The organism is Photobacterium frigidiphilum, from assembly GCF_003025615.1.
GTDB classification, from domain to species: Bacteria; Pseudomonadota; Gammaproteobacteria; order Enterobacterales; family Vibrionaceae; genus Photobacterium; species Photobacterium frigidiphilum.
Genome location: NZ_PYMJ01000001.1, coordinates 301,351 through 313,824, shown reverse-complemented (window position 1 = coordinate 313,824; position 12,474 = coordinate 301,351). Strand labels below are relative to the sequence as shown.

The window sequence follows — 12,474 nt, the reverse complement described above, 5'->3', positions numbered from 1 at the left end:
GAAATGAAGAGTAATCTAGTGCTATTCTGAATAACAGGAGCATTCTTATGCCACAACCGCTTTTATCTTCAACGCCTCCAATATTACCAACTCCCCCAAAAGCGTCGACACCTTTTCTGCTTATTGTAGGCATTTTACTGATATCACTTAACTTACGTAGTCCTATAACTGGTGTTGGTCCTTTGCTGGACGTTATTCGCGAACAGTTACATTTATCTGCGATGCAAGCAGGCATGTTAACCACCTTGCCATTATTAGCGTTTGCTTTTTTCTCTCCTATTGCGTCAATTCTGGGGCGTAATCGTGGGCTTGAACAATCATTGATGGCTGCACTGGTGTTAATACTGACGGGCATTATTGTAAGGTCGTTGGGCTCTGCCAGTTGGCTGTTTATCGGCACTGTGATTATTGGTGCCGGTATTGCTATCGCGAATGTTTTACTGCCCAGTTTATTGAAGCGTGATTTCCCCAATAAGGTGGCGACGATTACCGCTGTGTATGTATTGATGATGGGGGTTGGTTCAACGTTAAGTGCAAGTTTGGCGATTCCAGTGATGAATATGGCAGATACATTATCTATTACTGTTATCCCTGATTGGTCACTATCTTTGGGGGGAATTGTTATCTTCCCAGTTATTGCGATTGGGCTTTGGCTACCACAATTAAAAAAACATAGCGCCCCAACAGCAGATACGGCAGAGATTGATAGTCATAGCTACCTTTGGCGTTCAACCAGTGCTTGGCATATTACTATTTTCTTAGCGTTGAACTCGCTGCTGATGTATATCTTTATCAGTTGGTTACCCGTTATTTTGATCGACTATGGTTATAGCCATCAAGAAGCAGGATTTATCCACGGCATGCTTCAATTGGCAACGGCTGTACCTGCGATTATTTTGATCCCTTTGATGGCTAAAATTCACGACAAACGTGCGTTGACAGTATGCATGGCCTTACTGGTTTTCATCGGCATTGTTGGATTGATCACTATGCCTTCACTAGCCATGCTTTGGGTAATGGTATTTGGTGTAGGGACGGGTGGTGGTTTTATTCTTGCGCTCGCATTCGTGAGTCTTCGCACGCAAAACGCACATCAAGCGGCGGCATTATCAGGCATGGCACAATGCTGTGGCTATCTATTAGCGGCGTCAGGACCTATTGCAATGGGGGCGTTGCACGAATCAGTAGGGAATTGGGTGTTACCGTTGAGTATCTGTGCCGGGCTCAGTGTGGTGTGGAGTTTTTTTGCACTGTTAGCTGCGAAAGGTAGCCCTATACCCAAGCTACCTCAAGATGCTCGTTTCAGCGAGAATTTATTGGGCTCTAGGAAAGGCGCTAATTTATAGACCTAGTGGTTCTACGTTGAAAATTAGCAACACCACATAGAGCCCAATAAAACTCGCCCTTCGGGAATGACTCAACGTGTCTACTCCTGTAAAAACCTCGACCGTGTACATAAAAGCGGAAGATTGTTGAAAGAAGAAAGTAAGTGGATAACCGCTATAATGAAAGGGTGACACTGTTTTATAGGGTTGCCATTATCTGCATATTTAGCCGTGAAATATTCCTTTTGTAATCTGTCTGTCGGATTCATTGCAGCAGTGCAGGGGGATATTATCGCTGAATATGTGCAATAATTTGTCAAACCTTAGACCTCTGTCACTCTATTCAACTTAAATATTGATAAAACGCATAGTCCTGTAGGAACTAAATGCATAATGTCTGTGATGTTCCGTATTATTCTAGTTAAAGGCCACAAATATGTCTGATGTACCAGTGTCTGTTACAAATACTGCCGAGGTGATTCAACCAGTTGTTGAGTCGTCAGGTTCTATCTGGGGTTACGTAGCGGGTGGTGTTGCCTTACTCATTCTTGCAGGTTTCGTCGCTTATAAGAAACTTAACACGCCTGCATTTATTATCAATCGAGTAAGAAAGAGAAACCAGAAAGAGATGAAGAAACAGGGTGTAGAAAACTCTGATTTCATGATTGATTTGGACAAGCTGTTCGATTCAATTCTTAAGTATGCTAATGAGAATAAAAAAACAGGTGGCGATGTCATTAAAATTATCGCACCACTTAATGACACAGCACGCATTAAGACTCCGCGTGATATGTATCAATCAATGATTTATATTGCGAATGATATCCATGATGTCGCATTGGCGCGTGAATTGAAGAATAAATCTAAGCAAGTGAAAGCAAGCTCATCATTAATGAATGGCTTATTGAAGCGTGCTGGTGTGTAAACTTAACAACTTGATTTTTTAGTTATTAAAAAAAGCGGCATTATCGGTCAATCTATGGATTGATCGGTAATGCCGCTTTTTAATACAAATCGATTAACTGTTTATACTTATAAACAGACACTTATTTAGAGGTTTTTTACCCTATAAAGAAGCGTTACTGGTTAGAATGAATTGCTGATCACTGTTAACTATAATGTCATTATTTAAGAAATTCTTACCCAGTATCATGCTGTACTTAAAACGGCTACGATCTCGAAGGTTCACTGCAATTTCTTTTTCAACACTCCCTACTTTGACCAGCATACTTACGACAGGTCGCACGTTAGACTTCTCGCCCACTCGGCCTTTAATTCGCATTTCATCTATAACTTCTTCAGTTAGTGTTTTCTTTACGTTACTTGTATTCGTGTAGGTAAATGACACCCATTGTTTGTCATCTTTAACGAATGCTTTTATATCAGTGGCATGCATTGAGCTTACGTCGGCACCAGTATCAAGCTTTACCGGGAAAGATAAACCTGCAACTTGAGCTTGTTCAATATAGCCGGCTTTCAATGCGGCATGACTATGAATTAAATGGGTTGTACGTGTATTGATCAGTAATGACCCATGCACTAGGTTTGGCGTAACGTCAAAACGAGATGGATCATTATCATTGGCTGACATCGCTTTTAAAGCGATATCTTTGATCAGCAATGAAGACGGTAAGGTGATCTCTGAAACAACAATAGGGCGAACATCATCTCCCACTTTAATTTTCCGTTTGATCGGTTTTTCGAATGTATGGACGTTATTGTTAATATCCGTTAACTCGTAGCTGACCATGCGGCTGGTGTCTTTTTTGTCTTCAAAAATGTGAGAGACTTTAAGCAACGGTGTTTTGATTATCGCAGAGGGCTTGGCATTTACTGTAATACCATCAATGGTGATTTGTTCTTTAGGGCTCATTATAAATGAGGTTTTATCGCCGGAAACAGAGCTGAATAGTGCAATAGGGCGCTCTGTAAGATACGTACTGCCTAAATCGACGATAAAGTTCTGGTTAAGTGCTTCAGTACCTAAACGTAGCTGGCTACTATTTTTAGACCTATCACGTAAGTAAACCAATATTGGCTTGTTGAATGCGTTGTCGTCTATTGAGCCGAGTTGTACTGGTATATAAACCAGTGGACGTTGAGCATTACTAAATTTAAGCATTTTAACTAAAGGTACGGTCATCTTTTTATGCTGTTTATTATCCCCTTCGAGTGTAAAGCTTACTTGCTTGGCTTTTTCATCCACTTTGATATTCAATGCATGCAAGATGCTGTATCGGCTAGTAAAAGATACGCTGGTCTCAAGGGAGATATCATTGATAAGTGCACGCTCTTTACGACCGATGACGAGTGCCGTGTCTTGTTCTTGTAAGTAGTCATAGCCAGCATTAACCCACGCCGTATCCCGTAAGAAGGTTTTACCGATGAGTATTGGGTATGAAAAGCGTGTGCGGTCAGTTAGGTTGACCTCGGTAAGCACTGTTTTTCCTGCAATCTGTAGACTCAACTCAACAACGGGGCGAGCGAGGTGGCCTTCACCGCGGCTTTTTATCATAGCTAGGCGAAATAACGGCAAGGTAACAGCGATAGTGTCGCCACTATAAGGATGAATAAGATCGAATCTCACCATAATATCGGTTTTATCTTCGCGATCTCGCAGCTTAGTGCTAGTTAACGCATCAAATTCAATGGCTATTGCATCCAGTAATGCTTTACCTTCTAAACCGCTAAATAGCGGGTCGGTAGCTGTTATTTTGATGTTTTCGGCGTGAATAGAGGTTGAATCAGCCCCCGTATCAATTTTGGCTGGAATACCAATATTGTTCAGGGCGGTAATATTGGGCAAGTAGACTTTTTCTGTTCGACCAAGTACGACTTTGTCATCAATCACTGTGAGCTCTTTTTTCGTGGCTTCTTGTGGTAGCTCTTGAGCAATGCTCGGTGATATTGATATGACAGATAAGCACAAAGCTGTGATTAATCGGAGAAATGCCATTATTGTCCTATACGATTTAATGAGGGGTATTTTTTGTCGCATTATACGGATTATTAACAGAATTGGTGGCGGGGATTGGCTCTAATTCAGTTATGGTTCAGAATTTACTCACTGAATATGATGGGTTCTTTTATTTGTTCTGTAGATATTAACGCTGCATTGAATATAGATAATAGCCTCGTGATTTCTTCTTTTAATATATTCAATTCAACCTGACAAAAATGTAATTTTCATGACAGCTAGCTGTCAATTTACTTGGTTATTATTGTTGGTAAGAAATAACAATAAAGGAAAGTAAAGATGAAGAAAACATTATTGACAGTTACCGCGTTAGTATTAATGAGTACGCAAGTGATGGCGAGTTCAACTGAATCTATGGATAAAACCTATATGAGATCAGCCGCTAACTATACAGTGCAAACGGGAACGGCAACTTTATTGTCTGATGTAATGTCAACGCGTAGTTCAGCGTATCAGCAAGGTTATGATATTTTAAATAATCTACATGGAAAGTCGTCAGCGGAGCTAAGACCTATTCTTAACGTTTCTTCACGCGATTTAGATGTTAAATCTATCATGGTTGAAGATAAAGAAGTGACAGTGAAAGAGTTTGCTAAACAGCCAAATGTGATTGAATATCAAGCCTTAGTAAAGGTGAAGTATCATTACCGTATCCACGACACGAATAACTAGGTATGACAGAGGGAGGTATAGTTACCCTCCCTGTTTTTATCCTATTTTTAATCATATTTAATGGGGAGGGTAACCGTAAAGGTTGTCTCTCTGTTTTTTGAATATAGCGTTATTTTTCCTCCCATTGCTTTGATGATGGTTTGGCATATATTGAGTCCTACACCAATATTTACTTCTGTAGAATTAATATTACTTGAGGCGGGACTACGATATTGATGTTGATAAATAAGGTGCTGCTCATTAATGTTGATAGACTTGCCTTGATTGGTCACTGAAAAAGTGACGAGTTCTTTATTTGGTATGATTACGATAGTAATTTCACTATCAGGATCTGCGTGACGAGTTGCATTCGAGAGTAAGTTACCAATGATACGGCGTAGATGGGCGCTGTCATGATGAACGATGCAATCACCGATAATTGTGAATTTTACGCCTTTCTCTTCCGCTAAAAGTTGATAGTATTCACTTACTTTTTCGACGAGATGCTTAAGTTCAATCACCTCTATTTTAAACGGTAATTGGTTACTTTGCGCTTTTGTGAGCAACAGTATATCGGTAACAGTTTTAGATAAGAATTCCAGCTCTTCAAGGTTAGAACGAAGGGCATCTTGATACGTTTTTTTATCGCGTTCATTTTGTAGTAGTACTTGGTTTTGCAAAATAATGGCTGAGAGTGGTGTACGTAGTTCGTGAGCGAGGTGGGTACTAAAAAATGATAATTGGGAAAATGAACTTTCAATACGAGCAAGCATTTCATTAAAGGCATTGACCAAAGGTGCGAGCTCTTGGTGTGTAATTTTAGCGTTAAGTCGAGTTGATAATGATGACGCATTAATTTGAGTGAGTGTTACTCCCAAGTTTCTTAATGGTTTTAGTGCTCGCCATGCGATGTAGTATCCACCAACACTTAAGCTGATTGCGGTAATCGTAAAAATTGAAAAAAGTAGGGTGTACATTTTATTTAAAAACTGTTGATGTACTTCTTTATTCATAACCACTGAAATAAAAACGGGTGTAGAGATATCATTGTCACTCGATATTTTTATACCTCGATATTGATTTTCATTTTGGCTCCAATTGTTGATTACGTCCAGCTTCCATTGTGCAGGAGAGAGCAATAAATGTGATTGTGTATCTTGAAATAATAACGTCCCCTTCTTATTGTAGATAAAAAGGCTTATGTTTTTTTCATTCTTAATAATAGTATTAAGCGTTGAATAAGAATTGCTAATTGTCTGCTCTTTAATTAAATCTTGTGCTGTATTTGCAATGGCGTGCAATTTTTCTTTATCCAAGGCATTGAAATGGCTATAGAGAGAGGCACTAATAATGCAAGCTACAATAGTAACGGTAAACAATAAGCTTAAGCCAAACCAGACTGCAATATTTATTGTTAATGATGATCGTTTATTCACTCTCGACTCTCCATTACATATCCCATGCCGCGTAAGGTATGAATGAGCTTGAATTCAAATGGGTCATCTACTTTTTTGCGAAGCCGTCGAATCGCCACCTCAATAACATTAGTATCACTATCAAAATTCATATCCCACACTTTACTGGCAATAAATGCCTTAGATAGCACCTCTTTTTCACGTGAAACCAATAGTTCGAGCAATAGAAACTCTTTCGCTGTTAGATCGATATGTTGGTCATTACGTGTTACGCGTCGGCGAAGAAGATCGACGTGTAAATCCCCAATGGTAAGCATTGTTTTTACTGCTACATTTTCATTTTTCCGAACTTGGTTTTGTATACGAGCAATAAGCTCAATAAATGCAAAGGGTTTAACTAAATAATCATCTGCGCCTAACTGTAAGCCTTTTACCCGATCTTCAACACTGTCTCGTGCTGTCAGCATGATTATTGGGCGTGCTGGATAGTGTGTTTTAATTTGAGTTAATATCTTCCATCCATCAAGATCTGGCAACATTACATCAAGAAGGATTAAATCATATTCAGGCGACATGGCTTGATGTAATCCATCCAAACCATTATTTACCCAATCGGTGGTGAAGCTACTTTCATTTAATCCGAGTTGGAGATATTTACCTAGTTTGGTTTCATCTTCAATAATGAGTATTTTCATAAAATTGATAACTGTTCAGGAGAAAAAGCGCATCAGATTGATGCGCGTTATAATTTATTTTGCAGCTAAGACGAAATTCATTTTCATTCCAGCTTCAGCATGTCCGGGAATATTACATGCCACTTCAACGAAGGGTTGCCCCATGAAATGCCATGTTATCTCGCCTTTCTCTCCCGATTTTAAGCTGATCGTGCTGCCATCGCTGTGTTCCATGTTCGGCATTGATCGCATCATGTCGCGGTGCTTTTTCTGTTCATCAATACTGCCAATTGAAAACTCATGAGGTATTTGTCCATTATTGGTGATAACAAAACGAACAATATCACCTTGTTTAAGATTCAGTGATGGTTCAAATTTTAGTTTCATATCATCGCTTAGGCTAACCTGAATTGTCTGAGTTGCTTGCTCAGCAGGTGCGGGCATACCCACAGCTGACATCATAGCGCCATGATCCATTTTACCGTGATCCATGTCGCCATGATTCATCTTGCTATGATCCATACCTGCCATATTCTTCATGTCCATACTATCGTGGTTCATACCAGCATGATCACCTGCTGCGAAAGCGGTGGTAGAAGAAAGAGCCAAAGTCAGTGCGAGTAATGTAAATACTTTCATTATTAATTCCTTGTCATTTTAGTTATTGGCTGTGCTACTTGAGCTAGAAATAACACAGCCTTTCTACTTTGTTAGTTACTTTATGAGTTGCCTACTTCGTTAGTTAACGAGATAAAGAATGGCATTATTTCAGCTGATGGCTTACTTCTTTCCATAGTTTAAAGACCGCAGGCAATACAACGAGCGTAAGCAGTAACGCAGATGCCATGCCTCCGATCATGGGTGCTGCGATACGCTGCATGACTTCAGAGCCTGTACCACCACCGTACATGATGGGGATTAGACCGATAATGACGGTTGCAACGGTCATCATTACAGGGCGAACACGTAGACCTGCGCCTTCTTTGATTGCCGTCGCGAGGTCGGCTTTGTTCAAGGTTTGTTGGTTTTCTTCAGCGTGAAGCTGTTTGTAGTGCCAAGCTTGGTTGAGGTAAACCAACATGATGACCCCGATTTCGACGGCAACACCTGATAAGGCTATGAAACCAACGCCAACAGCAATAGAGAAGTTATAGTTGAGGATATGCATAAGCCACAGACCACCTACCATCGCGAGTGGCAATGTACCCATGATAATCATGACTTCGCCCACACGACGGAAGCTGAGGTACAGTAATACCATTATGATCGCGATGGTTGCTGGAACCACTGTGGTTAAGCGGGCTTTGGCACGCTCCATGTATTCATATTGTCCTGACCAGACAAGTGAATAACCGGCAGGCAGCTTGAGCTGTTCAGCCACACGTTGCTGAGCCTCTTTCACGTACGAACCTAAATCTCGACCTTCAATATCGATAAATACCCAGCCATTTGGACGTGCATTTTCAGTTTTGATCATCGGTGGACCATCTTCGAAACGAACATCAGCAACATCTGCCAGTGCAATACGCGCCCCATTGGGGGTAACAAGCGGTAAGTTTTGTAACTTGTCTAATGAATCTCGATATTCTTGTGGGTAGCGTACATTGATGGGGTAGCGCTCTAAGCCTTCAATGGTTTCACCGACATTCATGCCGCCAACCGCGGCACTGATCACTTGTTGGATATCCTGAATGTTTAGCCCGTAACGCGCAGCAGCACGACGTTTAATATCGATAGTAAGGTAACGCCCACCCGCGACACGTTCTGCATATACAGAGGTCGTGCCATCGATATCTTTCAGCACTTGTTCAAGGCGTTCGCCAATACCTTCAATTTCTTTTAGGTCTGGCCCAGCAATTTTGACGCCAATGGGGGTCTTAATGCCTGTCGCCAGCATGTCAATACGGGTTTTAATTGGCATTACCCAGGCATTTGTTACACCAGGAAATTGCACTAATGCATCGAGTTCTTTACGTAAGCTTGCTTTGGTGACACCTTCACGCCATTCGCTTTCAGGCTTAAATTGAATGATAGTTTCAACCATGGTTAATGGTGCCGGATCGGTTGCCGTTTCAGCGCGACCAATTTTGCCCCATACGGTTTTGACTTCAGGGATTGTTTTTATCAGTTTATCGGTTTGTTGCAGTAGCTCTCTGGCTTTACCAATTGAAATACCCGGGTAGGTGGTTGGCATGTACATCAAATCGCCTTCATCCAATGGCGGGATGAACTCACTGCCCATTTTGTGTATTGGATAATAAGCTGACGCCATTAAAGCAATAGCAACGATAATGATTGCTTTTGGAAAGCGCAGGCTAAGGTTCAGCAATGGTCGGTATAAACCGACAACAGCACGGTTAACGGGGTTTTTGTGTTCAGGCAAAATATTGCCACGAATAAAATATCCCATTAACACAGGCACTAATGTGATCGCCAAACCAGCAGAAGCGGCCATCGCGTAGGTTTTAGTGAATGCTAACGGCGAGAACATCTTGCCTTCTTGACCTTCAAGGGCAAATACGGGTACAAAGCTTAATGTAATGATTAATAACGAGAAGAACAGTGGCGCACCGACTTCTTCTGCCGCTTTGGTGATCACTTGCCAACGGTTTTTATTGGTTAGCGGTGTTCGCTCAATATGTTTATGCACGTTTTCTATCATGACGATCGCGCCATCGACCATTGCACCAATAGCAATGGCAATACCTCCGAGTGACATGATGTTGGCATTAATGCCTTGCCAGTGCATGATGATAAATGCGACTAAAATACCAATAGGCATGCTGATCATAATGACCAGTGATGAACGAATGTGGAATAAGAACAGTGCGCAAACAACGATTACGACAATGAATTCTTCCATCAATTTTTTATAGAGGTTTTCTACGGCATTATCGATGAGCCCTGAGCGATCATAAGTGGGTACTATTTCAACGCCATCAGGCAAACTGCGCTGTAGCTCGGCAAGTTTTGCTTTAACGTTATGGATCACTTCACGAGCATTTTCACCGTAACGCATCACAATGATGCCACCGACAGCTTCACCTTCACCGTTTAACTCGGAAATACCTCGGCGCATTTGTGGACCAAGATTAATATCAGCAATATCACGAGTAGTAGTGGTGTGCCTTTGTCCGTGACTTTCAACGGTACGTTTTTAAGATCCGATATATTTGAAATATACCCTGTTGCTCGCACCATATGCTCAGCTTCAGCCACTTCAATGACTGACGCGCCAGCTTCTTGATTGCCAGCCTGAATCGCTTTATTAACTTGCTGTAAGGTCAGGTTATAAGCGCGTAATTTTGAAGGTTCAATCTGTACTTGATATTGCTTAACCATACCGCCTACGGTCGCAATTTCAGATACTCCATCAACGGTTTGCAGCTCATACTTTAAGAACCAATCTTGCATGCTGCGTAATTCGCTTAAATCGTGCTTACCTGATTTGTCAGTCAGTACGTAGCTGTATACCCAGCCCACACCAGTGGCATCGGGCCCTAGGGTAGGTTTTGCGCTAGGCGGCAACTTCGGTGCGACCTGGCTTAAATACTCCAAAACACGCGAACGAGCCCAGTACATGTCGGTATCATCGTTAAAAATGATATAAACATAGGAGTCGCCAAAAAAGGAATACCCCCGCACGGTTTCAGCCCCCGGTACCGCCAACATGGCTGTTGTTAATGGATAAGTGACCTGATCTTCAACGACTTGCGGTGCTTGCCCTGGGTAACTGGTTTTGATAATAACCTGAACATCTGAGAGGTCAGGAATGGCATCGATCGGGGTGTTTTTAACGCTGTATATACCGGCGGCAACCAGAAATAACGTGGCAACAAGTACCATGAAACGGTTTTTGACCGACCAGCGAATGATGGCACTGATCATTGTGCAACCTCCGCATTGTTATTGTCTTGCTCAACGTCTGCGACGACATATTGTCCATTCGCTGTTTTTTCGATCAGAAATCGGATGCTTTGACCGCCGACAAATTGGTTCATATCAACATCGTCTTTTACCATGAAGTCCATTTGCATTGCGGGCCATTGCCACTCTGGAATAGGGGAGTGTTGGATGGTCAGCATTCTATGATCAAGCATTACGCTGCGAATGACACCTGTTGTCCAAGCCGAATTGTCGTCAGATTGCTCTGTTGAATGACTTGCCATATCGTGTACTGGTGCGCTTACTGCGGCTTTGGTTTCGTTACGGTTACTTATTCGGCTGAGATCGGCGCTTAAGCTAGATTCAGAATCTAATAAGAAATGTGAAGACGTAACAATGGTATCGTTTGGATTGAGCCCTTTAATGATTTCGATTTGATTGCCTGATTCACGACCTGTTTCAACGCGCGTTGAACGGAATTTTCCATCACCAAGCGCCAATACCACGCGAGACATACCTGCAGAACGGATAACGGCCTGGTTAGGAACGGTCAATACCTTGTTATTGCTTTGCGGCATCAAGGTAACATTGGCAAACATATTCGGTTTCAGATCGCCATTGGCATTGGAGAATTTAAGGCGTACACGTAAAGTACGGGTATTAGGATCAAGGATTGGGTAGACATAATCGACCTTACCTTGCCAATGTTTACCGGGTAAGGCACCAAGCGTCATGTCTGCTGTTGTACCAGACTGTATCCAGCTAGATTGGCGTTCGAATACTTCGACATCAACCCAAATGTTGTCTAATGAACCACCACTGATCACACTCTGTGCGGGTGATAAATAAGCACCATTTCGTACGTTTAGGGTAGCAATAATGCCATCAGCAGGGGCTTTGATTGCGATATTCTTAAAGGATTTACCTCTTCGCAATATGGCATTGATCTGGTTGTTGTCGACCCCTAGAGAAGAGAGGCGTTCTTTTGCTCCCTGTACAAGTACAGCTTTTCCAATGCGCTTTGCGTTCAGTAATTCTTCTTGTGCCCGAACCAGTTCTGGTGAATAAAGCTCGAACAAAACATCGCCCTTTTGTACTTTTTCGCCAATGGCATTGATATTCAGTTTTTGGATCCAACCACTCACGCGGCTGTTAACTTGCCATAGCTGACTCTCATCAAAAGTGATGTAACCGACGGTATCGATTTTTGGGGTTAATTTTTCATTAACGACGTTGGCAGTTTTTACCCCTAAATTATTTTCAACCGCAGGAGAGATAGAGACAGTTCCCGCGGGATCTTTCTTCCCGCCGCTTTGTTCTTCTGCGTAGAATGGAACTAGATCCATCCCCATTGGTGATTTACCGGGTTTGTCACGCTGATAGTTAGGATCCATGGGGGCTACCCAGTACAAGGGTTGTTTTTCACCGGATACAGCGGCTTCCTGAGCATCATTATGTTGAGGAAAGGTTGTTGCGGCAAAGTAGCCAAGTGCGCCGCCAATAGCCAATGTGATGACTGCTACTGAAAATGTCTTATTCATTGTTAT

Annotated in this window: 8 protein-coding genes and 1 pseudogene; 3 read left to right on the top strand and 6 right to left on the bottom strand. The window is 42.0% G+C overall.

Annotated features, from left to right (window positions below):
* Positions 1-47 precede the first annotated feature (47 nt).
* Positions 48-1,346 (top strand): MFS transporter, encoded by a 1,299-nt coding sequence (locus C9J12_RS01325; protein ID WP_227876243.1) that lies wholly within the window; start codon positions 48-50, stop codon positions 1,344-1,346.
* Positions 1,347-1,761: 415 nt separating this feature from the next.
* Positions 1,762-2,250 (top strand): hypothetical protein, encoded by a 489-nt coding sequence (locus tag C9J12_RS01320; RefSeq protein ID WP_107241061.1) that lies wholly within the window; start codon positions 1,762-1,764, stop codon positions 2,248-2,250.
* A gap of 141 nt (positions 2,251-2,391) precedes the next feature.
* Here the strand turns inward: C9J12_RS01320 and C9J12_RS01315 are convergent, their stop codons facing one another.
* Positions 2,392-4,281: an ATP-dependent zinc protease family protein gene (locus tag C9J12_RS01315; protein WP_227876242.1), complete on the bottom strand. Its 1,890-nt coding sequence runs from the start codon at positions 4,279-4,281 to the stop codon at positions 2,392-2,394.
* Between the two features lie 300 nt (positions 4,282-4,581).
* Here C9J12_RS01315 and C9J12_RS01310 point away from each other — a divergent pair, with 300 nt between their 5' ends.
* Positions 4,582-4,974, top strand: coding sequence for a DUF3316 domain-containing protein (locus C9J12_RS01310; RefSeq protein ID WP_107241060.1), 393 nt, complete (start codon positions 4,582-4,584; stop codon positions 4,972-4,974).
* A 47-nt stretch (positions 4,975-5,021) separates the two neighbouring features.
* On the opposite strand, the gene C9J12_RS01305 is transcribed toward C9J12_RS01310, so the two are convergent.
* The 5 genes and pseudogenes from C9J12_RS01305 to C9J12_RS01285 all read right to left on the bottom strand — a co-directional run bounded on the left by C9J12_RS01305 (position 5,022) and on the right by C9J12_RS01285 (position 12,468).
* Complete coding sequence (locus C9J12_RS01305) at positions 5,022-6,389, bottom strand: heavy metal sensor histidine kinase (protein ID WP_107241059.1); 1,368 nt, start codon at positions 6,387-6,389, stop codon at positions 5,022-5,024.
* The gene (locus C9J12_RS01300) at positions 6,386-7,063 is read right to left on the bottom strand and encodes a heavy metal response regulator transcription factor (protein ID WP_107241058.1); all 678 of its coding nucleotides are present in this window, start codon (positions 7,061-7,063) and stop codon (positions 6,386-6,388) included. Before C9J12_RS01300 ends, C9J12_RS01305 begins: the two co-directional genes overlap by 4 nt.
* A gap of 54 nt (positions 7,064-7,117) precedes the next feature.
* Complete coding sequence (locus C9J12_RS01295; protein ID WP_107241057.1) at positions 7,118-7,681, bottom strand: cupredoxin family protein; 564 nt, start codon at positions 7,679-7,681, stop codon at positions 7,118-7,120.
* A 124-nt stretch (positions 7,682-7,805) separates the two neighbouring features.
* Positions 7,806-10,930 (bottom strand): annotated as a pseudogene (locus C9J12_RS01290) (efflux RND transporter permease subunit).
* Positions 10,927-12,468 carry an efflux RND transporter periplasmic adaptor subunit gene (locus C9J12_RS01285; RefSeq protein WP_107241056.1) on the bottom strand — a complete coding sequence of 514 codons (1,542 nt, stop codon included), beginning with the start codon at positions 12,466-12,468 and terminating at the stop codon, positions 10,927-10,929. The pseudogene C9J12_RS01290 and the gene C9J12_RS01285 overlap by 4 nt, the downstream one beginning before the upstream one ends.
* Positions 12,469-12,474 lie beyond the last annotated feature (6 nt).